This window comes from Roseburia hominis (assembly GCA_040702975.1).
GTDB classification, from domain to species: Bacteria; Bacillota; Clostridia; order Lachnospirales; family Lachnospiraceae; genus Allocoprococcus; species Allocoprococcus hominis_A.
Map to the genome: position 1 here is coordinate 2456578 of CP159990.1, position 26440 is coordinate 2483017.

Genomic DNA, 26440 nt, shown 5'->3' on the forward strand with positions numbered 1-26440 from the left:
ATGACAGTTTTTGCCGCTTTTCTCTCTTTTTTCCTGCCAGAAAAGCAAGAAATACTTGATATTTAATCGTTTATAATTTATCATAGAATAAGTAAAACTTTTAGGAGGCATATACAATGTACAAAATAAGAAAAGCTGAAAAATTAGCTGACAAGATTTTTCTTATGGATGTAGAAGCACCCCGTGTTGCAAAGCACTGTGAACCGGGACAGTTTGTAATCGTCAAGATGGATGACAAGGGGGAAAGAATTCCGCTGACAATCTGTGACTATGACAGAGAAGAGGGAACGATCACCATCGTATTCCAGGCTGTCGGAGCATCTACAGAGAAGATGACCGCGCTTAAAGCCGGGGACAGCTTCCGGGATTTCACAGGACCGCTGGGATGTCCTTCCGAGCTTGTCTCTGAGGACATGGAAAGCCTGAAGAACAAGAAGATCCTGTTTGTAGCCGGCGGTGTTGGCGCAGCACCTGTATATCCGCAGGTTAAATGGATGAAAGCACACGGCATTGATGTTGATGTCATTGTTGGTGCTAAGACCAAGGACATGCTGATCCTTGAAAAGGAGATGGAAGCTGTTGCAGGTACCTATTATCCCTGTACAGATGACGGTACATACGGACATGCAGGAATGGTAACCACCAAGATTGAGAAGCTGGTTGAAGAAGGCAAGAAATACGATGTATGTGTTGCAATCGGACCGATGATCATGATGAAGTTTGTCTGCCTGCTTACAAAGAAACTGGAGATCCCGACGATCGTCAGCATGAACCCGATCATGGTAGACGGAACCGGTATGTGTGGCGCATGCCGTCTGCGTGTAGGTGATGAGGTTAAATTTGCATGTGTTGACGGACCGGAGTTCGACGGACACCTTGTGAACTTTGACGAAGCTATGAAGAGACAGCAGATGTACAAGACTGAAGAAGGCAGAGCATTGTTAAAATTACAGGAAGGTGACACACATCACGGTGGATGTGGTCATTGCGGAGGTGAAGAGTAATGGCAGACGTATTAAAGAAAGTGCCTGTAAGAGAACAGGATCCGAAGGTTCGTGCAACCAACTTTGAAGAAGTATGTTATGGATACAATCAGGAAGAGGCTATGGATGAAGCTACCAGATGTATCAACTGTAAGAACGCGCAGTGTGTAAAAGGATGCCCGGTAGGAATCAATATTCCGGGATTTATCCAGCAGGTAAAAGCAGGAAACATCGAGGAGGCGTACAAGATTATTGGACAGTCCTCAGCGCTTCCGGCAGTCTGTGGACGTGTTTGTCCTCAGGAGTCTCAGTGTGAAGGAAAATGTATCCGTGGTATCAAGGGCGAGCCTGTTTCCATCGGTAAGCTGGAGCGTTTCGTAGCAGACTATGCTCTGGAGCATGATATCAAACCGGTTGGCGCTGAAAAGAAGAACGGACACAAAGTTGCAGTAATCGGTTCCGGCCCGTCAGGTCTTACCTGTGCAGGCGACCTTGCAAAGCTTGGTTATGATGTAACGGTATTTGAAGCTCTTCATGAGCTGGGCGGCGTACTTGTTTACGGTATTCCGGAGTTCCGTCTTCCGAAGCAGAAAGTCGTTGCAAAAGAGATTGATAAAGTAAAAGAACTTGGCGTTAAATTCGAGTCCAACGTGGTAATTGGTAAAGCTACTACCATTGACCAGTTAATCGAAGATGAGGGATTTGAGGCTGTATTCATCGGTTCCGGTGCAGGTCTTCCGAAGTTCATGGGAATTCCTGGCGAAAATGCGAACGGCGTATTCTCTGCAAATGAGTACCTGACCCGAAGCAACCTGATGAAAGCTTTTGATGATACTTATGATACTCCGATCGTAGCAGGCAAGAAGGTTGCTGTTGTCGGCGGTGGTAACGTGGCTATGGACGCTGCAAGAACGGCACTCCGTCTTGGCGCAGAGGTTCATATCGTTTACCGTCGTAGTGAAGAAGAGCTTCCGGCCAGAGTGGAAGAAGTACATCACGCAAAAGAAGAGGGTGTACAGTTCGATCTTCTGACCAATCCGGTTGAGATTCTGGAAGAAGATGGATGGGTAAAAGGTATCAAGTGTGTTCGCATGGAACTTGGCGAGCCAGATGCTTCCGGAAGAAGACGTCCGGTTGCAATCGAAGGTTCTGAGTTCGTAATCGACGTTGATACAGTTATCATGTCACTTGGAACTTCCCCGAACCCGCTGATTTCTTCTACTACCGAAGGTCTTGAGGTCAACAAATGGAAATGTATCGTAGCGGATGAAGAATTCGGTAAGACATCCAAAGAGGGTGTATACGCCGGAGGAGATGCTGTTACAGGTGCAGCTACCGTTATCCTCGCTATGGGCGCTGGTAAGGCTGGAGCAAAAGGTATTCATGAATATCTGTCAAACAAATAAATGACCGGTTTTAAACTCTATGCGGTGGCGAGAGCTGCTGCATAGAGTTTTTTGCTGCCAGGCATGTCTAAGTGAAGATACGGTGGATCTTCATCTCGTTTGCCAGGCATGCCTAAGTGAAGATCCAGTGGAGTTTTATTTCGGTTGCCATGCATGGCACCAAATAGGCGTTTGACGAACGTTTATCCGGCAATTACCGGTCATATACTGTCAAAATGCGAAATTCTCGTTTCATGTCGTGGTATTTTTAAGTCTCAGAAGGTAATATGAGTGCGAAAGGAGAGGAAAGGAACCAATGAATCAGGAAAAAATAGGAGCATTCTTGAAAAAACTGCGTAAAGAAAAGAATGTTACACAGGAACAACTGGCAGAGGTATTTGGCGTTTCCAATCGCACGATCAGCAGGTGGGAGAATGGAATTAATATGCCGGACCTCGGTCTTTTACTTGATATTGCCAGGTATTATCAGGTGGGAATCGAAGAAATCCTAAACGGAGAAAGGACAGTAGAAATGAGAGATGAAAAAACTGAGGAGACCATGTATAAGATTGCAGAATATACGAATGAGGAGAAGGCAAGATTTACAAAAAGACTGCATTATTTGTTCATCGTCGGAGTAGCCGGAATCATTCTCTTCCTGGTGCTCGACGAGGTCGGACTAGCGAATACCGCACCTTATGAAATGATTGCAAGCTTTGGACTTGGCATAGCCTTGGGTATGCTGCTGTGCGGCGTGATTTTCACGAGCAGATATGGAGCCAGGATTCGCGAGGCAAAGATGAGACTTTTACACAGGAGACGGTAATACGAACATTTGAAATAAAGAAAAAGTCAATGATTCCATGAGATAAACAGCAGGCAACTTCATATCATAGGAGTCAAAATGCCTTTTGTCTCTATATCAATAGCTTAATAAAAAAATGACACAGCACACTTGGGGTACTTTCCTTTGCAGGAGGTGCCCCAAGTGTGTTGTATCATGTTTTTATTTCATAGGAAAGTGCGTTCTTTGAAACAAAAAACGCTTCGCCGGAATCGAACTGCGGCGGAGAAGAAGTGTGTCGCGAAAGTGGCCCGCCGCGGGTGGAGAATTTTATATATTTGTATTTGAAAAGATTTTGCGCAGGCAAGTGGACAATCAGAAAAGAGAATGATATAATCGAATGATACATGAAAAGGAGAAGAGGATCATGCGAAGAAAAGACAGGGAAATCTGTGATATACAGGAAATTTTGAAAATTGTTGATCATTGTAAGGTATGTCGGATTGGATTATGCGACGAGGGAAAGGTTTATATCGTTCCGGTAAATTTTGGATATCAGTTCCGGAACGAAAAACTGGTGCTGTATATGCATGGTGCAAAAGCAGGATATAAGTACGAGGTCATGGAGAAAAATCCACAGGTGGGTTTTGAGATGGATTGCGAGCATGAACTGCTGGAAGCAGAGGCTGCCTGCGGGTATGGGTATTGCTTCGCAAGCATAATTGGGAACGGCGTGGCAGAGCTCGTGACGGATATGGAAGAGAAGAAAGAGGCACTTGCGTTATTGATGAGACAGCAGACAGGAAAGGATTTCTCTTTTGGCGAGAAAGAAGCAGATTCTGTAACTGTGTGGAAAGTGACCTCCGAAACATTTACCGCAAAGCAGAGGAAATAAAAGTATGAATCAACTAGTAGAAGAGATTAAAAAGGAACTTATCGGGCTTGTTGACACCAAATATCGGGATTTCCACTCGGGATTGCTGCCGGGAGTGGAGAACATTATGGGCGTTCGGATACCTGAGCTTCGGAAACTGGCAAGAAAGATTGCCAGGCAGGACTGGCGCGCCTATCTCGCGGAAGCTGCCTGCGATACCTATGAGGAAATTATGATTCAGGGTATGGTGATCGGATATGCGAAGATGGAGATGGAAGAGCGGATTCGCTACCTGGATGCCTTCGCGCCCAAAATCGATAACTGGGCGGTCTGCGATTGCTGCACCAGTACCTACAAATTTATGGGGCAGAATCAGGAGGAATGGTTTTCTTATTGTATGAAGCAGATTGCCATAGGAACCGAATTCAGCGTCCGCTTCGGTGCCGTCTCACTCATGGACTATTTTATTAATGAAAAGTGGATTGATCAGGTATTGTCCGTGTATGACGAGATCCACCATGAAGGATACTATGTAAAGATGGCTGTCGCATGGGGAATTTCCATGTGCTATGTAAAATTCCCAGAAAAGACCTGGAAATTTTTAGAAGGAAACCATCTGGATACATTTACACAAAATAAGGCCATTCAGAAGATACGGGAATCCTACCGGGTACCAAAAGAAGAGAAGGAAGAGCTGAAGAGGTTGCGGAGATGAAAATCATTATTTCACCGGCGAAGAAAATGAAGGTAGAGTCAGATTTTCTGGGAAGCGCAGGAATACCTTGCATGATGAACGACACTAGGCAGATTTGTGAGGTAATGAAATCCTTTTCTCCCGGGGAGCTTCAGAAGATTTTCAAAGCCAATGATAAGATCACGGAAGAAAATTATCGCAGATATCAGGAGATGGATCTGGACAAGGCGATCACCCCGGCAGTTCTGGCCTATTCGGGACTGGCGTTTAACAATATGGCCCCGCAGGTATTTACGGACGGGCAGTGGGAATATGTTAAGAAGAATTTGAAAATCCTGAGCGGATTTTATGGGATTTTGGGCGCATTGGACGGCGTGGTGCCTTATCGCCTGGAAATGCAGGCTAAGGTCAAGGTGGCAGGAAAGAAAGATCTGTATACGTTTTGGCAGAATCGGATCTACCAGGTGCTTGCGAAAGAACTTCGGGAAGAGGAGGAGGGTCCGCTGATCCTGAATCTCGCTTCTAAGGAATACAGCCAGGTGATCGAGCCTTTTGTGGAGGAGGATATCCGGTTCGTCACCTGCGTGTTCGCGGAATATGTAGATGGAAAGCTGATTACCAAAGGAACGAAAGCGAAGATGGCCAGAGGGCAGATGGTCGCGTTTTTGGCAAAGGAAAATGCTGAAACTTTGGAAAAAGTGAAAGAATTCAGGGAGCTTGGATTCGTCTGGCATGAGGAGTTATCCAGTGAAAAAGAACTGGTATTTATAGAGCAAAAGTCAAATACCCCGCAGCAAGCTACGGAGCATTGACCCTCGCGGCAGTCGCCAAATGACTGCAAGCAGTCGCTTGGCTCGTTGCCCGCGGGAATAGAAGAATTTGTAAAATCGGGAGGAGAACATGAGGTACCAATATATTTTATTTGATTTGGACGGAACCATCACGGAGTCAGAACCTGGAATCGTGAATTCCGTCTGCTATGCCCTGGAGAAGATGGGGATTACCGTGGAGGACGGAGCAGACCTGAAGAAATTTATCGGTCCGCCGCTTGTGGATTCGATGAAACAGTTTTACGGAATGAGTCAGGAAGACGCACAAAAGGCGGTTGTCTATTACCGCGAATATTATGCCGAGAAGGGGATTTTTGAGAATTCCGTGTATGTCGGCTTCGTGGAAGCGGCCCAAAGACTTAAGGCTGCCGGCAAGGTACTGGCGGTGGCGACCTCAAAACCGGAGGCTTATGCAAAACGGATCGCAGAGCATTTTGGTTTTACGAACTTATTTGTGGAGATTTACGGGGCTTCTATGGACGGCACCCGTCTCAATAAATCCGACGTGATCCATTACGCCCTCGATGCACTGGGAGTAGAAGAGGCCGGGAAAGAAGAGGTGCTGATGATCGGAGACAGAAGTCATGACGTGCTCGGAGCAAAGAAGAACGGGATCGACTGTATGGGCGTACTCTACGGCTACGGAAGCCGGGAGGAACTTAAGCAGGCCGGGGCGAAATATATTGCTGAAACTACGACGGCAATCGCTGATTTGATTTTGGCATAGCGCATTTTCGCGAATCAGTAGTTTGAAGGAAAAGGATTAATGGAATCTATGGATTTTTTGGAATATGTGACAGGAAAACTGAGAGAAAAAATATCCGAGATCGATCAGACTCTTTCGGAAGGGCAAAAAGAGATCGAAGATATGCATGAGTATTACTGGGAAAACTATGCGGAAATGGACGAGTATGGATATGAGGAGTATGATAACCAGCAGGCCCTTTTCCAGCAGGTGAATGCGAATCAGGAGCAGCTAAAGCTAAAGCACCGGTATGAGAAAATGCTGGATTCTCCGTATTTCGGAAGGGTCGATTTTGTGTTCGACGGGGAAGATACGGCCGAGAGTTTTTATATAGGAATCGCAAATTTTGCCCCTAAAACCGGGATGACACCTCTGATCTATGACTGGCGGGCGCCAGTTTCCAGCCTCTTCTACGATTACGACCGCGGGATGGCAAGCTACGTGGCGCCGGGCGGCATAATGGAAGGGGAGATCACATCCAAATGGCAGTATAAGATTAAGAACGGAAACCTGATTTATTGTTTTGAGAGCGATACGAAGATCGATGATGAGATATTAAAGCAGGAGCTGGGAAATAGCGGAGATGTACAGCTTAAAAATATTGTCCGCACGATCCAGAGGGAGCAGAATGCCATTATCCGCAATACAAAGGACCGCATTCTTGTGATCCAGGGAGCTGCCGGAAGCGGAAAAACGTCGGTTGCCCTGCATCGGATCGCCTATCTGCTGTACCATGACAGAGATTCTCTTCGGGCGTCAGATATTCTGATCCTGTCACCGAACAGCGTATTTTCTGATTATATTTCCCATATTCTTCCTGAACTTGGGGAGGAAAATATTCAGGAAATGAGTATTGATCTTTTTGCATACCGGGAACTTAACGATACGGCAGATGACTGTGAGGACAAATATGATTATCTGGAAAAACTTATGAAATTTCCGGATTTGGGATTTTCGGAGCGCGTTCATGAAAAACAGTCGGCAGCATTTGTGGGGCAGATTGAGGGCTTTCTGGCTCTGCTGGAGGATCGTTTGATGGATTTCGCCGGTGTGACATTCCGTAAGGAAGAAATGCCGGAGGATCGGATCATTTATCTGTTCTATTTTAAATTTCAGGACATTCCGCTGTTAGCCAGAATGGACGCTGTAAGAGAATATTTTGTGGATGAGTATGAGACCCTGCATGGCAGGCAGATCAGCGAAGAGGATGCCGAATACTTAAAGGAACAGTTCGACCGCATGTATGTGACCCGGGATATTTATGTTATATATAACTGGCTTTTGGAAGATCTGGGCTATCCTCAGCTTCCGCATCTTCCAAGGGAAAAACGTCTCATCGAATATGAAGATGTGTATCCTATGCTGTATTTAAAGTATCGACTGAAAGGCGGGCGAAAACACAAACATATCAAGCATCTGATCATTGATGAGATGCAGGATTACTCCTATATGCAGTACGTGATCCTGGAATATCTCTTTGACTGCCGTATGACGATTCTGGGAGATTATGCCCAGACTCTGGATACCAGGATGCAGGATGTACTTACGTTTCTGCCGCAGATTTATAAGAAAAAACTGCGAAAAATCGTGATGAATAAGAGTTATCGAAACACCGTCGAAATCGTCAGGTATGCAGAGCAAATTGCAGGCGCCGGAGGACTTAAATTCCTTAAGCGCCATGGAAAAGAAGTGGTCGAAGAATCATTTCATTCAGACGAGGATATGATTCTGGAACTGAAAAAGAATATAAGGCTTGATTCGAAGGAATTTGAGACGGCAGCAATCATAACCATGACGCAGGAGGAGGCGAAGGATCTTGTCAGACTTTTGCCAAACAGGGGAATGGATGTGAATTATATTGACCGGGACAGTACGGCCTTCAAAAAAGGGGTGACGGTCACAACATTCTATATGGCAAAAGGACTGGAATTTGACCAGGTCTTTGCCGTGACAAGGGACGACGGCAATCCGCTTTTACGGCAGGCGAAATATATCTGCGCGACAAGGGCGCTGCATGAGCTTTATATGTATACGATTCGTTCATAGCGGTGCAGAGGCCCTGAGCAGGTAATCTGCCAGAAAGGATTCTCGAAGGATTACAGCACATTAGTAGTTATGCCACAAGAAGCGCTTCACGATGGAGGTGATAATATTTTTGGCGGTATACAGCATATTAGCAACGGGGAAAAGGGACAGGTATGGTGAAAATGCAATGAAAATTACAGTAGTTACGGTCGGAAAAATTAAAGAAAAATATTTAAGGGACGCGATTAGTGAATACAGTAAAAGACTCAGCAAATATTGCAAATTAGAAATGATAGAGGTATCTGATGAAAAAACGCCGGAAGGAGCAAGCGAGACGGTGGAGGATTCGATCCGCGATAAAGAAGCCGGAAGAATCCTGAAATACTTGAAGGATGATGCGTATATTATCACACTGGAAATCGGTGGGAAAATGCTGTCGTCGGAAGGATTTGCCGATAAGATCGATAAACTGGGCGTGCAGGGTGTAAGTCATATCATGTTTGTAATCGGCGGTTCGATTGGGCTTGGACGGGCGGTCCTTGCGAAATCGGATTATGCGCTGAGTTTTTCAAAGATGACATTTCCGCATCAGCTCATGAGAGTGATTCTGCTGGAACAGATTTACAGGGGATATCGGATCATGACAGGGGCGCCGTATCATAAGTAATAGAATTGCTTCTGATAACAATATAGGATATAATGATGGGGGTTTTTAATATTGTATAAAATGAATGGAGGTATATGAAAATGAAAGAAACGTTATTGGATCTGAAAAGCAGGAGAAGTTGCCGGAAGTATAAACCGGAGCAGATTAAGAGCGAGGAGTTAGAGGCTATTTTGGAGGCCGGAATCTACGCTCCGACCGGAATGGGTGCACAGAGTCCGATCATTATTGCCGTGCAGGACAAGGAAGTACGCGACCAGTTGTCAAAGATGAATGCGGAAGTTCTCGGCAGCAATACAGACCCATTTTATGGCGCGCCGACCGTGCTTGTGGTATTGGCGGATCGCTCACGTGGGACACATGTAGACGACGGGAACATGGTCATTGGTAATTTGTTGAATGCAGCTCATGCGGTTGGGGTTAGTTCCTGCTACATTTACCGTGCAAGAGAGGTGTTTGACTCGGAAGAAGGAAAACAGCTTTTGAAAAAATGGGGCGTAGATGGCGACTATGAAGGAATTGGAAATGTGATCCTGGGTTATGGTCTGCCGGAAGGAATCAAAGAAGCGGCTCCGCGAAAAGAGGGGTATATTATTCGGGTTTAGAGAAAAGTTAGATATTTACCATAGTGGAGGATTTTAAAATTACATATTTTTCCTGCAGTTTGGTTTTCAAAAGGGTTCTAGAAATTCCCTTCGTAAAAATAGTTGTTCATACAAACACTAAGTAGGGCAACAAATTTTTACGAAGGGAGTTTTTTTATGAATCAGGAACATTTAGCCATTGCCTCTGTACCAATTCAGAGATGGAGTTCTGTTTTGACGGCGGAAGAGGCGCTTAAGACAGGTACAATTTTTCAGGAACTCAATAAACCGTTCTTTGTCACCGAAGAATCCTCCAAGCAGAAAATCGGAGCTGACATATCTGCGCATGAAACGCAGAGCTCCGTTTTGGCGAAGGTAAGCCATTCCGAAACATTGAATGAAAGAGAACAGTTAATGATGCAAATACAGGAAGTCAGTTTTGTATTGGATGATATCCGGCTGTATATGGACACGCACCCAAGCGATAAGGAAGGACTTGACCTACTAAAAAAGACGGTTAAGAGAAGAAAAGAACTGTTGATGGAATTTGCACACAAGTTCTATCCTTTGACAGTAGACTGTATGGCAGATATTTACGAAGCATCGCCGGATTCTCTTTGCTACTCTTGGCAGGAGGGACCGATGCCGTGGGAAGGAGCGTGTGTATAAATGTGGGTATATGAGAAAAGATTACAGTTTCCGGTAAAAATCACCAAGACCTGCCCAAAAACGGCACAGCTTATTATCAGCCAGTATGGCGGCCCGGACGGCGAACTTTCAGCATCCATGCGGTATCTCTCGCAAAGGTATACCATGCCGGTAAAGGAAGTGGGCGGCCTTCTGACAGATATCGGTACAGAGGAATTGGCACATCTTGAAATCATTTGCGCCATGGTCTATCAGTTGACAAAGAATCTGACCACTGAAGAGGCGAAAACGGCTGGCTTTGATGCCTACTATATTGACCATACTAAAGCACTCTGGCCTCAGGCGGCGGCAGGTGTGCCATTTACTGCGCTGGAGTTTCAGTCAAAGGGCGATGCCATCACGGATCTGACGGAGAACCTTGCTGCGGAACAGAAAGCCAGAACGGTGTATGACAACCTGCTGCGCATGATCCCCGATCCGGAGGTGCGGGAGCCGCTGAAATTCCTACGCGCGAGGGAAATCGTGCATTTCCAAAGATTTGGAGAAGCTTTGGAGAGAACGAAGGACAAACTGGATTTCAAAAATTTCTATTATATGAATCCGGAATTTGACACGCAGGGGAAATTATTGTAAAGAGATGTAATGATAAAGCGGAATGCCGGCAACCGGTGTTCCGCTTTAAATGTGAATAGTCGCTTGTGGTACAATTGCATTTTTGATACAATACTGTTATGGAAAGTAACCTCCATTTGAGTAGGTGTTTTTTAGTTGACATGCATACCTGAGTGAACGTCTGGGGGAGGTTCAGCTCGGTTATGCAAATATATATAGTTTTTATGTAGTATTAGAGGTAAAATGATGATTCAATTAGTAAGACCTACATATCAGCAGCTTTCGTTTCGTAAGCAATTATTGTCCGATAAACCAACGATGGCTTTTAATCAAAATTGGGGTGGCGTAATTGAGTTCCCCGAATCACGTTGGAAGAGTTGGTATGAGAAATGGTTATGCAGCACAGATGATAATTATTTTTATCGTTACATCTATTCAGAAGAAGAGCAGGCGTTTATCGGGGAAACTTCATATCACCGTGATGCTGAAACATTTATTTATCTATGTGATATTATTATAGAAGCCCAGTTCCGGGGCAAAGGCTATGGAAAAGAGACGCTGAAAATGTTGTGTGAAAATGCTGCTAAAAATGGAATTTATGAACTTTATGACAATATCTCTCTTGATAATCCTTCAGTGAAGTTATTTTTGAAAACTGGTTTTACCGAAGAGTACAAAACAGATGAATATGTTATGCTAAAGAAACATTTAGATTATGAATGAGATTTATGTGAAAGGATACCCATATGAAACTATTACTACCGATACTACCCACAGAAGAATTGCGGGAGGCAGATTTAACATTAATGCGTAAATATTGTTCAGAGGAAGTGCGTATGCAGGGCTTTCATCTCAAAAATGTAGTGTGTGAGGAGGAAGAATTTTCGCACATGATTTTCTCCGGAGTAAGGTTCGAGAACTGCCGTTTCTGGAAGTGTTCCTTTCATGCTGCTGAGTTTTCCAATGTGGAATTTGTAAATTGCGATATATCCGGCTGTGATTTTAGCAATTGCTATATCAATCGGTTTGCCTTTTTGTCAGGGAAAGGAGCAGGCGTCAAGTTTTGCAGCAGTGTGATGAAGAATCTGCTGATCAAAGAAAGCACTATGAATTATTCCAATTTTGACAGTGCACGCCTGGAAAATGTGCAGTTTTTGCAGACTTCGTTTGACAGCGGCAACATGACGCAGTGTCAGTGTAAACATGTATCCTGGAAAGAGGACAGTTTAGTGAATGTCAGCTTTTTTAAGACTTCTCTGAGAGGGATGGATTTCTCGGATAGCATATTGCGGGAACTGGTTCTCTCGGATGACCATCACGAACTGCAGGGGGCGATTGTCGATCTGTATCAGGCGGCAGATCTTGCCCGGCGGTTGGGGCTTCTTATCAAAGATTAAACTTACGCGGAAATATTATCGCATTGACGAAATTACGTAGGAAAGGAATTTAATTATCAAAATATAGTTAGATAAGTTTGTATGTAATCAGTTACTTAACAGAAAATTTTATAGAAAAATGAAGGTTTTATTTGACAAAATAAAGCTCTTCTGCTAATCTGAGAAAAAGAATCAAATATCCCGTAGTAAGCTACGGAGTATTTGATTTTCGGGGTGGTTGTCAAATAGCCATACAAGCATGGCTGCTTGGTTCGCCGCTTGCGAAAATAAATGGATGAGGTCGACTCAAGACGCCGGCATAGCCCGGGACCGAAGCAGCAAAAACGACATAACGTCAGATGGCGTTTGGAAACTAGCAGGTAAAAGGAAGGTTGACTGACAGCTCTTTGGAGAGAATGTAAGAAATTACATCACCTACGTGGATATAACCAACTGGTAAAAGGACAGAGAAGATGTGACACTGGAAGTAGTGTTATGTCTTCTTTTTTATTACAATACAACTTTATACAATCTAACAAACAGGAGGGAATGAAAGATGAGAATGATGCTGGTGGGAAGCGGAGCAGTGGGAGAGTGCATTGTGAAGATGTTGAAAGACCGAGACAAGGCTTGCAAGTGGTTCTCCTTCTGCCTGCTTTGTGATCTGGATCTGGAGAGGGCAAAAGAGGTGGCGGAGCATATGAACGATTCCCGTTTTGCGGCTGCATATGTAAACGCCACAGATAAGGCGGGCATGGAGGCTCTGATCCAAAAGTATAACATTGATTTTGTCATGGACGCTGCAAGCCCATTCTGCGCGAATTACATCTTCGATGCGGCCTTTGCGTGTGGCGTAGATTATGGTAATATGGGAACCTGGTCCGTACCGAAAAAAAATCCGGCCTATGGCCTCGGAATCGAGAACAGCTATGACGAGATCATGACGGCATATAACTTTGACCGTGACGAAGCGTGGCGCAGGCAGGGGAATACCGCACTAATTTGTCTTGGCATTGACCCCGGCGTGGTAAATGTATTTGCCAGGTATCTCTGTGAATATGAGTTCGATGAAGTTACTGAGCTCCATGTCCGGGACGGCGGCAACCTGGAGGTCGACGGGGACGAAGAGGATATCGTGTTCGGATTCAATGTATGGACGGTTCTGGACGAAGTAATGAACCCGAACGTGGAGTATGACGCTGGGCGGGGCGGATTTCTGGTGGAGAAACCATTTGCCGGACAGGAAACCTTCTGTATGCCGGAGGTGGGAGATAATACCTTTGTTAAGGTAGAACATGAAGAAACGGTGACGATGCCGCGCTATTTGTCAAAATACGGGCTGAAAAAATGTACCTTCAAAATTTCTCTGGATGAAAAACTGATTCAGGCCCTCAAGGTATTGGATCATTTGCATCTCAACAGCCTGGAAAAAGTAAAAGTGGGAAATGTAGAGGTCGTTCCAAGAGATGTGGTGGCCGCCTGCGCCCCGGCACCCCAAAATATCAAGGAAGAGATGCATGGAAAGATGGTAGTAGGTGTCTACGCCGTCGGGAAAAAGGATGGAAAAGAGAAAAAGGTCATGATGTACCAGAGCTATTCGAACGAAGAGGCGCTGAACCGTTTCTCCATGCAGGCAGTAGTCGCACAGACCGGATTTGGTGCGGCGCTGGCACTGGAGCTTTATGCCAGAGGAATTTATCATATACCAGGCGTGCACTCACTGGAGGCATTTGATCCACGGCCATATTTAGAGTTAATGGAGGAGACCGGATTTTTCTGGCATATCAAGGAATACGATTAATATGATCACAATTATATGGAAAATATGCGTGAATTCTCTGACAACGAATAAAATAATCGATTCTTCGTTTAGAGATTGACGATTTTTATGTCACATGCTATAATTTGTTTTGTCAAAAGAAGGTTTATCATACCTTTTTTCGGAAGTATCAACTTAAAACGGGGTGCTTGCAGTAAGCAGGCTGAGAGTAAGCTGTATCGCTTTAACCCATAACCTGATTTGGATAATGCCAACGTAGGGAACACATTGTTTGTATCTAACTGCAATATACCGTTGGTGTATTGCAGTTTTTTCTTCATTATCGAGATGTCTGAACTATCAGTGATTCTACAAGTTCTATTTTCGTATCCGACAATGGCATCGTAGGCCCATATCAGATTTTACCCCATAGGGCGGAAGATGAAGTCTTTCTGCCGGAAATTCTATTACCCAGGCAGGCACAAGGAGGAAAATATGGCTGATTACACAACACAAATGAACGCGGCACGAAAGGGAATTACCACCCCGCAAATGAAAATTGTCGCAGAAAAAGAACATATGGATGTAGAAACACTTAGAGCGCTGATTGCAAAAGGGGAAGTGATCATTCCCTGCAATAAAAAGCATACCAGTCTCAGACCCAGCGGAGTGGGCGCGAAGTTGACGACGAAGATTAACGTCAATCTGGGCGTTTCCAGGGACTGGAAAGATGTGGATATGGAATATGAAAAGGTTCGTTCTGCAGTGGATATGGGAGCGGAAGCCATCATGGACCTGAGTTCCTACGGCGATACCCGGAGCTTTAGGAAGAAACTCACAGCTACGTGTCCTGCCATGATCGGCACCGTTCCGATCTATGATGCTGTAGTATATTATCACAAGCCACTGGGGAAGATTACCGCTAAGGAATGGCTTGACATCGTGAGAATGCACGCCGAGGACGGTGTTGATTTCATGACGATCCACTGTGGAATGAACCGGGCAACCGCAAACAGGTTCAAACAGAATAAACGCCTTATGAATATTGTATCCCGCGGCGGTTCCATCATGTTTGCGTGGATGGAGATGACGGGAGAAGAAAACCCCTTCTATGAGCATTATGACGAGATCCTGGATATCTGCCAGGAATATGATATTACGATGAGTCTGGGGGATGCCTGCCGCCCGGGCTGCATCGCGGATGCAACGGACACGGCGCAGATCGAAGAACTGATCACATTAGGAGAACTGACAAAACGGGCATGGGAAAAGGACGTGCAGGTAATGATCGAAGGCCCCGGCCATATGCCGATGAATCAGATAGCGGCAAACATGGAGATTCAGAAAACACTCTGCCACGGGGCGCCATTTTACGTGTTAGGACCACTGGTGACGGACGTCTCTCCCGGTTATGATCATATTACTTCGGCGATCGGAGGCGCCATCGCAGCATCAGCAGGAGCGGCATTTTTGTGCTATGTGACACCGGCGGAGCATCTGCGCCTTCCCAATGCATCAGATGTGAAGGAAGGGATCATTGCGGCTAAAATCGCCGCACACGCCGCCGATATTGCAAAAGGTGTTCCAGGTGCAGCCGACTGGGATTATCGGATGAGCGAGGCAAGGAAACGTCTGGATTGGGATACGATGTTCGATTTAAGTATGGACCCGGAAAAGGCCCGCCGTTACCGTGCAGAGGCAAAACCGGAGAAAGAGGATACCTGCAGCATGTGCGGAAATTTCTGTGCTGTTAAGAATACAAATCGAATCCTCGACGGTGAAATCGTAAGCATTTTTGATGAATAAAAAAACAGGAGACTACACTAAACGGAGGGGCAAACTATGAAGTGCGATAAAGAGAATCTGCTGCTCTATGCAGTGACGGACCGAAGCTGGCTAAAAGGAGAAACGCTTTTGGAGCAGATTGAGAAAGCGCTGAAGGGCGGGGCGACCTTGGTACAGCTCAGGGAAAAGAAACTTAATGAGGCAGAATTTCTTGCCGAAGCGAGGCAGGTGAAGGAATTATGCCGGAAGTATCAGGTGCCCTTTTTGATCAACGATAATGTGGATATCGCTCTTGCAGCTGATGCCGACGGGGTTCATGTCGGACAGAGCGATATGAAGGTGTCTGACGTGCGCGCCAAACTTGGGCCGGATAAAATCATCGGGGTGTCAGCCCGGACCGTTAAGCAGGCGCGCCTTGCCGAGAAAATGGGCGCTGATTATCTGGGAGTAGGCGCCGTATTTTCCACCGGCTCCAAGGCAGATGCAGTAGAAGTATCCCATGAGACATTAAAAGCCATCTGTAAGGCTGTCTCTATTCCAGTGATTGCGATCGGCGGAATCGGAAAACAGAACGTGATGCAGCTTGCGGGGAATGGAATCTGTGGAATTGCGGTGATCAGCGCACTGTTCGCACAGCCGGATATCGAAACAGCGGCAAGAGAGCTCAAGGAACTTGCCACAGAAATGGTGGGACTATGAGAACGGCGTTAACAATCGCCGGAAGTGACTGCAGCGGTGGCGCCGGAATCCAGGCGGATCTTAAAACGATGCTTGCAAACGGGGTTTACGGTATGAGCGCTATTACCGCACTGACGGCACAAAATACCATGGGCGTGACCGGAATCATGGAGGTTACGCCAGAGTTTTTGAAGGAACAGCTCGATAACATTTTTACGGATATTTACCCGGATGCCGTCAAGATTGGCATGGTACCCTCCGCGGAGCTGATTCGAGCTATTTCTGAAAAATTGAGAGAATATGGAGCAAAAAATATCGTAGTCGACCCGGTCATGGCAGCGACCAGCGGTTCCCGCCTGATCAGTGATGATGCGGTGGAGACCTTGAAACAGGAACTGTTGCCGCTTGCAACGGTTCTGACTCCCAATATCCCGGAGGCAGAAGTATTATCTGGTCTTCCGGTCCGCTCTGCAGAGGATATGATCGCCGCGGCGGGAAAAATCAGTACCACTTACCACTGTGCGGTCCTTTGTAAGGGTGGGCATCAGTTAAGTACTGCAAATGACCTCTTGTATATACAGGGGTCGTACAAATGGTTTTACGGAAAACGTATTGAGAACCCGAATACTCATGGGACCGGATGCACATTGTCCAGTGCGATTGCTTCTGACCTTGCCAAAGGAATGGAGCTTGAGAGAGCAGTTGAGAAGGCGAAAGATTATATCTCCGGGGCTCTGGGTGCTATGCTTGATTTGGGAAAAGGGAGCGGGCCGATGGATCACGGCTTTGGGCTTATGGGAGAATTTGTATGATTCTGATGAGATGCGCCGAAGACTGATTATTGAAATTAGGGGTAACCTAGTTGGTGAAATGTGCTATACTAATATATGAAAAGATTTTGTAAATTTTATACAATAAGAGAGGCAAGAAGGCACATCACCATGAAGCGGACAACACTTTATAGATTTACATTTTACCTTATGGGCCTAATCATACTGGCTCTGGGAATTACATTGAATACAAAGGTAGGACTAGGCGTTTCTGCGATTATTTCCGTTTCCTATAGCATTTCCACAATTACACACGGGAATTTCGGAAACATCACATTGATTCTATATAGTATCTTTGTAGTGATTGAAATGGTGTTACATACGGTTCAGTTTCTGAAAACACGGAACTCGCGAACAAAAATGAAGAGAATGGAAGCTACGGAACATGGAAACGGGAAGAGGGAAAAATTGTCCCTGATTTTGGTGAAAGATGCGCTGCAATTTCCACTGAGCCTGCTATTTACACGCTTCCTGAACCTTTTTGCAGCGGCGATTCCCGCTTATGATTCTCCGGGCGCCGACGCCTTCTATTCCGGTTTTACGGGAAGAATTCTGGTTTTGATTCTCGCCATCATATTCAACGGTATGGGTACAGCGATGTCTCTTAATATGCGTCTGATTCCGGATCCCGCTGACGGAATCGTGCAGGCGATTGCGGACTGTACAGGAAAAGGTGTTGGATTTACCAAGAATTGTTTTGATCTGTTTAACATCAGCATTACGATAATCGTCGGACTTTTCTTTGCAGGCAAGCTGATTGGAATCGGAATCGGAACAGTGCTGGCTGTTATTGGTGTGGGGCGCGTGATCGCGGTATTTAATCACTTCTTCATGAAGAAAATGGGAATTCTTGCCGGTATGGAGGAAACAAAGTAAAAATCAGCTTGCAGAGGGTTCTTTTTATGATTTTGGAAGAGAAAATCATAGATATCGTATAAAAATATTGCGGCGCAGATTATTTTCGTGTATAATGTTTGAGATGATTAGCTAAACTACGAATGAGGAGGAATCAAGATGTCCCAGAGAACAGATATCCATAAAGTGCTCATTATCGGTTCGGGTCCTATTATTATCGGACAGGCATGTGAATTCGATTATTCAGGTACACAGGCCTGCAAAGCCCTCAAAAAACTTGGGTATGAAATTGTATTGGTAAACTCGAACCCGGCAACAATCATGACAGATCCTGAGATTGCCGATGTGACTTATATTGAACCACTTAACGTGGAGCGGTTAGAGATGATAATCGCAAAGGAAAGACCAGATGCACTATTACCAAATCTTGGAGGTCAATCGGGTCTTAATTTATGTTCAGAGCTCTCTGAAAAAGGAATTCTTGACAAATATAATGTACAAGTAATCGGTGTTCAGGTAGACGCCATTGAGCGGGGCGAGGACCGGATCGAATTCAAGCATACGATGGAAAGTCTTGGAATCGAGATGGCAAGAAGTGAAGTTGCCTATTCCGTTGACGAGGCCCTTGCCATCGCAGATGAGCTGGGATATCCGGTCGTACTGCGTCCGGCTTACACCATGGGCGGCTCCGGCGGCGGATTAGTATATAATGTAGATGAATTGAAGACGGTATGTGCCCGTGGACTTCAGGCAAGCCTTGTAGGACAGGTACTGGTGGAGGAATCTATTCTCGGCTGGGAAGAACTGGAACTGGAAGTCGTGCGTGATGCAGACAACAATATGATCACCGTATGTTTCATCGAGAATATCGATCCGCTTGGCGTTCATACCGGAGATTCTTTCTGCTCCGCACCGATGCTGACTATTTCAGAAGAAGTACAGAAACGTCTTCAGGAAAAGTCCTACAAGATCGTGGAGTCCATTCAGGTGATCGGTGGAACCAACGTACAGTGGGCACATGATCCGAAGACAGACCGTGATATTATTATTGAGATCAACCCGAGAACTTCCCGTTCTTCCGCACTTGCTTCCAAAGCGACCGGATTCCCGATCGCGCTGGTATCCGCTATGCTCGCAACGGGTCTTACCCTGGCGGACATTCCCTGCGGCAAATACGGGACCCTGGATAAATATGTACCCGATGGAGATTACGTTGTGATCAAATTCGCGCGCTGGGCATTTGAAAAGTTCAAAGGCGTAGAAGATAAGCTGGGAACACAGATGCGCGCGGTCGGCGAAGTCATGAGCATCGGCAAAACTTATAAGGAGGCGTTCCAGAAAGCGATTCGTTCTCTGGAGACAGGACGTTATGGTCTGGGCCACGCCAAAGATTTTGATCAGAAGTCAAAAGAAGAATTGTTAAAGCTCCTGATCACTCCGTCCAGCGAGCGGCATTTCGTGATGTATGAGGCGCTTCGCAAGGGTGCGACGGTAGAAGAGATTCATGAAATTACCAAAGTAAAACACTATTTCATCGAGCAGATGAAGGAACTGGTAGAAGAGGAGGAGGCATTGATTGCCGGAAAAGGTCAGCTTCCTTCAGACGAGGCACTGATTTTGGCAAAGAAAAACGGCTTCTCCGATAAGTATTTGAGTCAGATCCTTGAGATCAGTGAAGATGATGTGCGAAATAGACGAATCGCCCTTGGCGTGGAAGAAGCCTGGGAAGGCGTTCACGTAAGCGGCACCGAGGACAGCGCTTACTATTATTCTACTTATAATGCACCAGATAAGAATCCGGTAAATTCAGATAAGCCGAAGATCATGATCCTGGGCGGCGGACCGAACCGAATCGGCCAGGGTATCGAATTTGACTATTGCTGTGTACATGCGTCACTGGCACTTAAGAAGCTGGGATTTGAGACGATCATCGTAAACTGTAACCCGGAGACAGTGTCCACGGATTACGACACATCTGACAAACTGTATTTTGAACCACTTACGCTGGAAGATGTTCTCAGCATCTATAAGAAGGAAAAACCGGTCGGCGTGATTGCACAGTTCGGCGGTCAGACTCCGCTCAACCTGGCGTCAGCTCTGGAGAAGAACGGGGTGAAGATTCTGGGAACTTCTCCGTCTGTCATTGACCTGGCAGAAGACCGCGACCAGTTCCGGGCTATGATGGATAAGCTCGGTATTCCGATGCCGGAGTCAGGAATGGCGGTCAATGTAGAAGAAGCGCTTCAAATTGCAGAGGAAATTGGATATCCGGTCATGGTGCGTCCTTCCTATGTTCTTGGTGGACGTGGAATGGAAGTCGTTTATGATGCAAAAAGCATGGTAGGATATATGAATGCGGCTGTTGGAGTCACTCCGGACAGACCGATCCTGATCGACCGTTTCCTTGGACATGCAACGGAGTGTGAGGCGGATGCCATCAGTGACGGAACCCATGCATTTGTTCCGGCTGTGATGGAGCATATCGAGCTGGCCGGCGTACATTCGGGAGATTCCGCATGTATTATTCCGTCCAAGTATATTTCCGAGGAAAATGTTGCGACGATCAAGGAATACACCAGAAAAATCGCAGAAGAGATGCATGTACAGGGTCTGATGAATATGCAGTATGCCATCGAAAACGGCAAGGTCTATGTACTGGAGGCAAATCCAAGAGCATCCCGTACAGTGCCGTTGGTTTCCAAGGTATGTAATATCCGCATGGTACCGCTTGCCATTGAGATTGTCACCTCCGAGCTGACCGGAAGGCCGTCTCCCGTACCGGCTCTTAAGGAACAGAATATCCCGTACTATGGGGTAAAAGAAGCGGTATTCCCGTTCAATATGTTCCAGGAAGTAGACCCGGTATTGGGACCAGAGATGCGCTCCACCGGAGAGGTTCTGGGGCTTTCCAGATTCTATGGAGAAGCGTTCTACAAAGCGCAGGAGGCGACCCAGAAGAGGATTCCTATGAGCGGAACGGTACTGTTCTCCGTGAATGATAAAGATAAACCGGAAGTGGCAGAGGTTGCAAAGGATTTCGCGGAAAACGGCTTCAAGATCCTTGCATCAAAACACACCTGCAGGTTGATACGTGAAGCTGGCATAGAGGCGGATATGGTCAATAAACTCCAGGAAGGAAGACCCAATATTCTGGATCTGATCACAAACGGCAAGATCGATCTGATCATCAATACACCGATTGGACAGGAAAGAGCGGTGGATGACAGCTATCTGCGAAAGGCGGCGATCAAGAAGAGAATTCCGTATATGACCACGATTGCGGCGGCAAAGGCTACGATCAGCGGTATCAAGTCCATGAAGAAACAGGGCTGCGGCGAAGTGAGATCTCTTCAGGAATTACACGCTGAGATTAAAGATAAAGAATAAAATAAGAAAGCTCCATTCAGAAATTAAAGCCTGAATGGAGCTTTTTCTAATGCTTTTTATGTTACCATGCATACCTAAAATAAGGTCCAGTGGATCTTATTTTGGCTATCCGTTAGTTCATCTTACTTATTTTATAGCTGCCCTTGCTTGCTCGAAATGCATTGATAATATTCTTATAGCTGCAGACAAGTGTCAAACCGTATCCGATTACCAGGTCTGTGCAATAGCCCCCGACCAGATCTGATGCCTTAAGGATCTCGCCAAGTCCTCTGAAACAGTCGGAGAAGGTATATCCATACTCTTTTAGTGCATCATAGGCTTCCCACGACCAGGCAACCTTGTTTCCAATATAAATTATCACGAGCATAATGATCACGGAGCCGATCACGCCTTTGCGGTCCAGACAGCCACCCAACAGTTCGTACCCTTTCATGGCACAGATCGCCGTCACTGCCCCGGCGATTCCCGCGATGTACCCTAATTTATAAATTACAATCCACAAAGCACAGCCAATCAGGGAACCAAGAAGGGCACCGACAAGTCCGGGAACCAAATTGCTCTTAGCGGAAAGTACGTCCTGCTGATGTGCCTGAAGGGAGTTCTCGATGCTGGCAGAGCAGTTGCTGCACAGATAATGATGTCCGCTGTTAATCTCATAGCAATAAAGCTCTTCGGAAGTATTACCGCACTGTTCACAACCCACGCCATAGCCGTAATTGATCATGTAACCGATTACCGGATCAATGATGGCATTTACCGTATTCGGAATATTCTTGGCAAGTCCCGGCACCTGAATGGTAAGCACTGCACAATGGTCATAGGTATTCACCTGAGCAATCTGTTTGATGTTTTCCTTTTGCTGCCTTAAAAATGCATTCAGCCCAGCGTTTCCGGGATCATTCACAGATTGTGCATTGATCTTTACCGCATACTGTCCGTTCACCAGATCAATCACGATCGGGTATCCCCGATAAATGCCGGACATATGCTGTTTATAGTCCTGAAGACTGCCGCACAGAAGCTGAGTCCGATAGGATTCTTTTAACATAAGTATCTCTCCATTCCTTTGTATATTCTTGCATTCTCTAGACATTATAACACAAATTGTTAAAAAACAATGACTTTTTTTAAAAGGAAATGACTTTATGAATCAAAGATGGTAAAATGTATAATTATATGTTGGTCTACGCAAATTTGAAAGGAAGAATTGATATGATTTTTGATGTATTCATGGTGATATGGCTTTGGAGACTGAATGGGCGCAATGCGATTGCGAACGGGCAAAAGCCAGGAAAATATCAGGCACTCACCTTGCTCTTATGGTATGGGTTGGAGATTCTGGGCAGCCTTTTGGGAGCGACCTTAGTCGTGATGATCGATGCAAATGCAAACCCTATGGTCGGAGCTTACATGGTAGGACTTCCCGGTGCAATTCTTGGCGGATATATTTCCTACAGACTCGCCCGGTACGCGCCGAAGGGGGATTATCACCCGGATTACAGTGACCAGCCCTGGAATCCGCAGAATCCATTGAATCCCTGGAATCGGGAACTGCCGGGACAAAGTAATGATGTGGCAGAAAGGCAGGCATCAGGCGGGATGATTCCGGTACAAAATATGTCGGGCGAATTGCAGCGTGCGGAGATGCTGAGCCATTCGGCTACCGTGAGGATTATCGAGGATAACAGAGGTTACAGCGGTGGAAAAGACGCATTTTTCCTGAACGGTACGCCGGTGTGTATGTTAGGCCCCGGGGAAGAATATACGTTTTCCACACGGTATCTGCATAATATGATCACTATAGGAAGACCGGGGCGGACACCGTCGGAGAAGGAATACGCCGTTCGGTTCATTGCAGAGGCCGGCGGTTATATAGAGGTCCATGCATCGACCGGCAAGCTGCTTCCGGAGCTGTTCAAGAATTTTAAGTCCGTATAACGGACAGGAAAGGAGATATACCATGGTAGTATTTGTAGTTGTTTTGTTGATTGTTCTTTTGGTGGTGGGCTGGCTTATCGGTTCGTACAACGGATTTGTCCGTCTGCGCAACAAGATGGAGGAGGCGTTTTCCGCAATGGACGTTTCGCTGAAAAAGCGGTATGATCTGATTCCGAATTACGTGGAGACGGTCAAAGGATATGCCAGACACGAGATGGAGACGCTAAACAGAGTCATAGAGGCACGAAATCGGGCGCTTGGAGCCTCCTCTCTGGAGGATCGGATTGATAAGGACAGGGAGCTTACCGGAACCATGCGTTCTATGTTTGCCTTATCCGAGAGCTATCCGGAACTTAAATCCAATGCGAATTTTATCGATCTTCAGAATCAGCTCGCGCGGATCGAGGAGGAGATTGCTGGCTCCAGGCGATATTATAACGCTGTGGTGAATCAGTTCAACACGAAGACAGAGACATTTCCGGGCAATGTACTTGCGGGAATTTTCGGATTTCAGAGGAAGCCGCTGTACGAAGTGCGCGATGAAGGGGAAAGAGAGAATATCAGGATTTCATTTTAGTGAGGACGGGATATGAGAATAAGAGCAAAAGGTTCAGGGAATATCCTTCTCTGGATCATCATCTTTGTAATGATCAGTAATATGGGAATCTTTAGCAGTCTTTTTGGTACATCTGACTACAGTACGCAGATCACAGAAGACTGGTATATGACGACCGACAACTATGCGACCCGTATCGAGGTGCAGGAGGATAACAGTTACCAGGTGACAGAGACGATCGACGTCGATTTTCAGAATTATCGGCATGGAATCTACCGGTACATTCCGATTAAGGGCGTGATCAGTGAGGTCAAAGAAGATGGGAAGGCTGTGGATATCCCGTACTATGCTTCGATTGACCAGGTGGGATCCTCTGATCCGCTGGATCTTAGCACGGATAACGGGAATCGGGTGCTTCGGTTCGGGGAAGAAGAGCGGGAGCTGGTAGGAAAGAAGCAGTACCAATTTGAGTATCATGTCACGCCGATGACGAGCACAGGATATGAAAAGGCGTATTATAATGTGTTCCCGACAGGCTGGAGAAATGAGATCCCGGCGGGGAGCAGTTTTACGATCCAGTTTCCCAAAGAAATAGCAGAAGAACAGCTTCGTCTGTATTACGGCGCATACGGGGAACAGTTCGCCGCTTCCGACATTGTAGATCTCAGTTGGGACGGTACGAAGGTGACCGGAATTCTTAATAAAGGACTTCCGGTTGGCTGCGGGCTTACCTTTTATGCCGACGTGCCGAAAGGATATTTTCAGGATGTCCACACGGCAGGAGGCATCAACCTGACATTGATCCTTCTTTGCGTGGTTATTGCCGTGATCCTTCTTGTCATGTTCTTTTTGTTCGGGCGGGATCAGCAGATCATACCCTCCATTCAGTTTACCGCGCCGGAGGGGCTGGACAGCGCGGCCGTCGGCTACATCATTGACGGAAGTGTATCGGATAAAGATGTGATGTCGCTTCTGATTTATTGGGCGGACAGAGGATATATAAAGATCAGAGAGACCAGGAAGAACACGCTGGCCTTCACCAAACTCCGGGAATTGCCACCGGATACTCCGAAATATGCCCGCACGTTTTTTGAAGGAATTTTCGGCCGGGGCGAGGGGCATATCGGAACAGAAGTGAAAACTTCCGACCTCAGATACCGTATGGTAACGACACTGGAAAAGACAAAACAGGGTCTGCACAAGAAATATTCGGGTCTGGTATATACACAGAGTTCAAAAGTGGCACGGGGTATCGCATTTGTGCTTACTATGATTCCCATTTTTGTGATGGTTGTTTCGCTGAATCGCTTTACATTTGCAAATGGGCTTGTTTATCTGCTGGCAATTCTGTATCTGGCAGGCGTGCTTTTGTTTATGTATGTGGTGGACTTCTGGTACTCCAAAGCGCCTTCTGCCAGAAAGCTGTTCGGAAGCGCTTCTGTGGCTCTGTATCTTGCGCCGCTTGTCGTACTTTTGGCCGTTTACGGTGTCCAGATGTTTTCTGGTAAGATGCTTAATCTGCTTCCGGCGCTTGTCGGCGTGGCAGTGGTCTCTGCGTTGGGAGCCGTACTGACCGGATTCATGAAGAAACGTACCGGGCAGTGTGTGAAATGGCTGGGGTATCTAGCAGGACTTCGGGATTTTATTGTGACGGCAGAGCTTGACCGTATGAAGGTGATCGCAAAAGATACTCCGGAATTGTTCTACCATATCCTTCCCTTTGCCTATGTGTTCGGCCTTTCGGACATTCTTCTGGATAAGATGAAGGAACTGACGATTCCGGCTCCGATCTGGTACGAGACCAGAAACGGGAATCCGTATTTTGACTACTATCTGATGCACCGCATGTTCCACACCCATATGGCTCATGTGGCCACAACGATCGCGACGCCTAAGCCATCCACTTCCTCTGGCGGAAAATCTTCCGGAGGTCTGGGAGGCGGAGGCTTCTCAGGCGGCGGATTTTCCGGCGGCGGTTTCGGCGGCGGTGGCGGCGGAAGCTGGTAAAACTTAGGCACGCCAAACGGTCGAATGGCCATACGGGGTGCCCTTGGGTATACCTTGTGAAGCGGCCGAATGGCCATACGGGGTGCCCTTGGGTATAATCTCTGCCTGCCGCACATATATTAAGAACAAAACGATATGTGGCAGGCAGATGAAACGAGAAGCAGGCAAAGAGCAAAAAGTGCTGGGAAACCGCATGGCTGATGCGGCAAATATGCCGAAAGATGTTGTCCTTGGCGTCCCTATCGTGACGATTACAGGTCAGATTGAGGCGAATGTTGAAAATTATCGTGGAATTATCGAATATACCGATGTACTGGTGCGGATTCAAAGCAAGAGCGGACAGATAAAGATCAGTGGCAGGAACCTTAAGATTTCCTACTATACGAATGATGAGATGAAGATTACCGGGCGTATTGAGCGGGTAGATTACATCTAAGGAAA

25 protein-coding genes and 1 riboswitch are annotated in these 26440 nt (G+C 46.3%); of the genes, 24 read left to right on the plus strand and 1 reads right to left on the minus strand.

What is annotated here, in order from left to right; translation table 11 throughout:
* Positions 1–116 precede the first annotated feature (116 nt).
* The 20 genes from ABXS75_11310 to carB all read left to right on the plus strand — a co-directional run bounded on the left by ABXS75_11310 (position 117) and on the right by carB (position 21498).
* The gene (locus ABXS75_11310; GenBank protein ID XCP83665.1) at positions 117–1004 is read left to right on the plus strand and encodes a sulfide/dihydroorotate dehydrogenase-like FAD/NAD-binding protein; all 888 of its coding nucleotides are present in this window, start codon (positions 117–119) and stop codon (positions 1002–1004) included.
* A complete protein-coding gene (gltA, locus tag ABXS75_11315; GenBank protein ID XCP83666.1) occupies positions 1004–2389 on the plus strand; it encodes an NADPH-dependent glutamate synthase in 1386 nt (461 codons plus the stop codon). The genes ABXS75_11310 and gltA overlap by 1 nt, the downstream gene beginning before the upstream one ends.
* A gap of 295 nt (positions 2390–2684) precedes the next feature.
* Positions 2685–3194: a helix-turn-helix domain-containing protein gene (locus tag ABXS75_11320; protein ID XCP83667.1), complete on the plus strand. Its 510-nt coding sequence runs from the start codon at positions 2685–2687 to the stop codon at positions 3192–3194.
* A gap of 385 nt (positions 3195–3579) precedes the next feature.
* Complete coding sequence (locus ABXS75_11325; GenBank protein XCP83668.1) at positions 3580–4047, plus strand: pyridoxamine 5'-phosphate oxidase family protein; 468 nt, start codon at positions 3580–3582, stop codon at positions 4045–4047.
* A gap of 4 nt (positions 4048–4051) precedes the next feature.
* Positions 4052–4741, plus strand: a complete 690-nt coding sequence (locus ABXS75_11330; protein ID XCP83669.1) for a DNA alkylation repair protein — start codon at positions 4052–4054, stop codon at positions 4739–4741.
* Positions 4738–5532 carry a peroxide stress protein YaaA gene (gene yaaA / locus ABXS75_11335; GenBank protein XCP83670.1) on the plus strand — a complete coding sequence of 265 codons (795 nt, stop codon included), beginning with the start codon at positions 4738–4740 and terminating at the stop codon, positions 5530–5532. The genes ABXS75_11330 and yaaA overlap by 4 nt, the downstream gene beginning before the upstream one ends.
* Before the next feature lie 88 nt (positions 5533–5620).
* A complete protein-coding gene (locus tag ABXS75_11340; GenBank protein XCP83671.1) occupies positions 5621–6277 on the plus strand; it encodes an HAD family hydrolase in 657 nt (218 codons plus the stop codon).
* 39 nt (positions 6278–6316) lie between these two features.
* Positions 6317–8341: a UvrD-helicase domain-containing protein gene (locus tag ABXS75_11345; protein ID XCP83672.1), complete on the plus strand. Its 2025-nt coding sequence runs from the start codon at positions 6317–6319 to the stop codon at positions 8339–8341.
* Between the two features lie 166 nt (positions 8342–8507).
* Complete coding sequence (rlmH, locus tag ABXS75_11350; GenBank protein ID XCP83673.1) at positions 8508–8987, plus strand: 23S rRNA (pseudouridine(1915)-N(3))-methyltransferase RlmH; 480 nt, start codon at positions 8508–8510, stop codon at positions 8985–8987.
* An 80-nt stretch (positions 8988–9067) separates the two neighbouring features.
* Entirely contained in the window at positions 9068–9589 is a 522-nt protein-coding gene (locus ABXS75_11355; protein ID XCP83674.1) for a nitroreductase, read from the plus strand.
* Positions 9590–9745: 156 nt separating this feature from the next.
* Positions 9746–10237 (plus strand): spore coat protein CotJB, encoded by a 492-nt coding sequence (locus tag ABXS75_11360; protein ID XCP83675.1) that lies wholly within the window; start codon positions 9746–9748, stop codon positions 10235–10237.
* Positions 10238–10849: a manganese catalase family protein gene (locus ABXS75_11365; GenBank protein XCP83676.1), complete on the plus strand. Its 612-nt coding sequence runs from the start codon at positions 10238–10240 to the stop codon at positions 10847–10849.
* Positions 10850–11071: 222 nt separating this feature from the next.
* Positions 11072–11551, plus strand: coding sequence for a GNAT family N-acetyltransferase (locus ABXS75_11370; protein ID XCP83677.1), 480 nt, complete (start codon positions 11072–11074; stop codon positions 11549–11551).
* 23 nt (positions 11552–11574) lie between these two features.
* The gene (locus ABXS75_11375; protein ID XCP83678.1) at positions 11575–12225 is read left to right on the plus strand and encodes a pentapeptide repeat-containing protein; all 651 of its coding nucleotides are present in this window, start codon (positions 11575–11577) and stop codon (positions 12223–12225) included.
* Between the two features lie 535 nt (positions 12226–12760).
* The gene (locus ABXS75_11380; protein ID XCP83679.1) at positions 12761–14005 is read left to right on the plus strand and encodes a saccharopine dehydrogenase C-terminal domain-containing protein; all 1245 of its coding nucleotides are present in this window, start codon (positions 12761–12763) and stop codon (positions 14003–14005) included.
* 149 nt (positions 14006–14154) lie between these two features.
* Positions 14155–14263: riboswitch (TPP riboswitch) on the plus strand.
* Positions 14264–14458: 195 nt separating this feature from the next.
* Positions 14459–15769: a phosphomethylpyrimidine synthase ThiC gene (gene thiC / locus ABXS75_11385; protein ID XCP83680.1), complete on the plus strand. Its 1311-nt coding sequence runs from the start codon at positions 14459–14461 to the stop codon at positions 15767–15769.
* A gap of 36 nt (positions 15770–15805) precedes the next feature.
* The gene (thiE, locus tag ABXS75_11390; protein XCP83681.1) at positions 15806–16447 is read left to right on the plus strand and encodes a thiamine phosphate synthase; all 642 of its coding nucleotides are present in this window, start codon (positions 15806–15808) and stop codon (positions 16445–16447) included.
* On the plus strand, positions 16444–17238 hold the full coding sequence (gene thiD, locus ABXS75_11395) for a bifunctional hydroxymethylpyrimidine kinase/phosphomethylpyrimidine kinase (protein XCP83682.1): 795 nt from the start codon (positions 16444–16446) through the stop codon (positions 17236–17238). The genes thiE and thiD overlap by 4 nt, the downstream gene beginning before the upstream one ends.
* Before the next feature lie 129 nt (positions 17239–17367).
* Positions 17368–18132, plus strand: coding sequence for a DUF6198 family protein (locus ABXS75_11400; protein ID XCP83683.1), 765 nt, complete (start codon positions 17368–17370; stop codon positions 18130–18132).
* A 138-nt stretch (positions 18133–18270) separates the two neighbouring features.
* Positions 18271–21498: a carbamoyl-phosphate synthase large subunit gene (gene carB / locus ABXS75_11405; protein ID XCP83684.1), complete on the plus strand. Its 3228-nt coding sequence runs from the start codon at positions 18271–18273 to the stop codon at positions 21496–21498.
* 112 nt (positions 21499–21610) lie between these two features.
* Here the strand turns inward: carB and ABXS75_11410 are convergent, their stop codons facing one another.
* Positions 21611–22546, minus strand: coding sequence for a hypothetical protein (locus tag ABXS75_11410; GenBank protein ID XCP83685.1), 936 nt, complete (start codon positions 22544–22546; stop codon positions 21611–21613).
* A gap of 164 nt (positions 22547–22710) precedes the next feature.
* Here ABXS75_11410 and ABXS75_11415 point away from each other — a divergent pair, with 164 nt between their 5' ends.
* The 4 genes from ABXS75_11415 (at position 22711) to yqfC (ending at position 26435) form a co-directional block, all read left to right on the plus strand.
* Positions 22711–23436, plus strand: a complete 726-nt coding sequence (locus tag ABXS75_11415) for a hypothetical protein (GenBank protein ID XCP83686.1) — start codon at positions 22711–22713, stop codon at positions 23434–23436.
* Between the two features lie 22 nt (positions 23437–23458).
* Entirely contained in the window at positions 23459–24013 is a 555-nt protein-coding gene (locus tag ABXS75_11420; protein ID XCP83687.1) for a LemA family protein, read from the plus strand.
* Between the two features lie 12 nt (positions 24014–24025).
* Complete coding sequence (locus ABXS75_11425; protein ID XCP83688.1) at positions 24026–25999, plus strand: DUF2207 domain-containing protein; 1974 nt, start codon at positions 24026–24028, stop codon at positions 25997–25999.
* Positions 26000–26147: 148 nt separating this feature from the next.
* Positions 26148–26435 carry a sporulation protein YqfC gene (gene yqfC, locus ABXS75_11430; GenBank protein XCP83689.1) on the plus strand — a complete coding sequence of 96 codons (288 nt, stop codon included), beginning with the start codon at positions 26148–26150 and terminating at the stop codon, positions 26433–26435.
* Positions 26436–26440: the final 5 nt, after the last annotated feature.

Excerpts from the sequence above, each read along its gene's own strand:
- ABXS75_11310 (XCP83665.1), top strand. The coding sequence starts at position 117 with ATGTACAAAATAAGAAAAGCTGAAAAATTAGCTGACAAGATTTTTCTT.
- gltA (XCP83666.1), top strand. The coding sequence starts at position 1,004 with ATGGCAGACGTATTAAAGAAAGTGCCTGTAAGAGAACAGGATCCGAAG.
- ABXS75_11320 (XCP83667.1), top strand. The coding sequence starts at position 2,685 with ATGAATCAGGAAAAAATAGGAGCATTCTTGAAAAAACTGCGTAAAGAA.
- ABXS75_11325 (XCP83668.1), top strand. The coding sequence starts at position 3,580 with ATGCGAAGAAAAGACAGGGAAATCTGTGATATACAGGAAATTTTGAAA.
- ABXS75_11330 (XCP83669.1), top strand. The coding sequence starts at position 4,052 with ATGAATCAACTAGTAGAAGAGATTAAAAAGGAACTTATCGGGCTTGTT.
- yaaA (XCP83670.1), top strand. The coding sequence starts at position 4,738 with ATGAAAATCATTATTTCACCGGCGAAGAAAATGAAGGTAGAGTCAGAT.
- ABXS75_11340 (XCP83671.1), top strand. The coding sequence starts at position 5,621 with ATGAGGTACCAATATATTTTATTTGATTTGGACGGAACCATCACGGAG.
- ABXS75_11345 (XCP83672.1), top strand. The coding sequence starts at position 6,317 with ATGGAATCTATGGATTTTTTGGAATATGTGACAGGAAAACTGAGAGAA.
- rlmH (XCP83673.1), top strand. The coding sequence starts at position 8,508 with ATGAAAATTACAGTAGTTACGGTCGGAAAAATTAAAGAAAAATATTTA.
- ABXS75_11355 (XCP83674.1), top strand. The coding sequence starts at position 9,068 with ATGAAAGAAACGTTATTGGATCTGAAAAGCAGGAGAAGTTGCCGGAAG.
- ABXS75_11360 (XCP83675.1), top strand. The coding sequence starts at position 9,746 with ATGAATCAGGAACATTTAGCCATTGCCTCTGTACCAATTCAGAGATGG.
- ABXS75_11365 (XCP83676.1), top strand. The coding sequence starts at position 10,238 with ATGTGGGTATATGAGAAAAGATTACAGTTTCCGGTAAAAATCACCAAG.
- ABXS75_11370 (XCP83677.1), top strand. The coding sequence starts at position 11,072 with ATGATGATTCAATTAGTAAGACCTACATATCAGCAGCTTTCGTTTCGT.
- ABXS75_11375 (XCP83678.1), top strand. The coding sequence starts at position 11,575 with ATGAAACTATTACTACCGATACTACCCACAGAAGAATTGCGGGAGGCA.
- ABXS75_11380 (XCP83679.1), top strand. The coding sequence starts at position 12,761 with ATGAGAATGATGCTGGTGGGAAGCGGAGCAGTGGGAGAGTGCATTGTG.
- thiC (XCP83680.1), top strand. The coding sequence starts at position 14,459 with ATGGCTGATTACACAACACAAATGAACGCGGCACGAAAGGGAATTACC.
- thiE (XCP83681.1), top strand. The coding sequence starts at position 15,806 with ATGAAGTGCGATAAAGAGAATCTGCTGCTCTATGCAGTGACGGACCGA.
- thiD (XCP83682.1), top strand. The coding sequence starts at position 16,444 with ATGAGAACGGCGTTAACAATCGCCGGAAGTGACTGCAGCGGTGGCGCC.
- ABXS75_11400 (XCP83683.1), top strand. The coding sequence starts at position 17,368 with ATGAAGCGGACAACACTTTATAGATTTACATTTTACCTTATGGGCCTA.
- carB (XCP83684.1), top strand. The coding sequence starts at position 18,271 with ATGTCCCAGAGAACAGATATCCATAAAGTGCTCATTATCGGTTCGGGT.
- ABXS75_11410 (XCP83685.1), bottom strand. The coding sequence starts at position 22,546 with ATGTTAAAAGAATCCTATCGGACTCAGCTTCTGTGCGGCAGTCTTCAG.
- ABXS75_11415 (XCP83686.1), top strand. The coding sequence starts at position 22,711 with ATGATTTTTGATGTATTCATGGTGATATGGCTTTGGAGACTGAATGGG.
- ABXS75_11420 (XCP83687.1), top strand. The coding sequence starts at position 23,459 with ATGGTAGTATTTGTAGTTGTTTTGTTGATTGTTCTTTTGGTGGTGGGC.
- ABXS75_11425 (XCP83688.1), top strand. The coding sequence starts at position 24,026 with ATGAGAATAAGAGCAAAAGGTTCAGGGAATATCCTTCTCTGGATCATC.
- yqfC (XCP83689.1), top strand. The coding sequence starts at position 26,148 with ATGAAACGAGAAGCAGGCAAAGAGCAAAAAGTGCTGGGAAACCGCATG.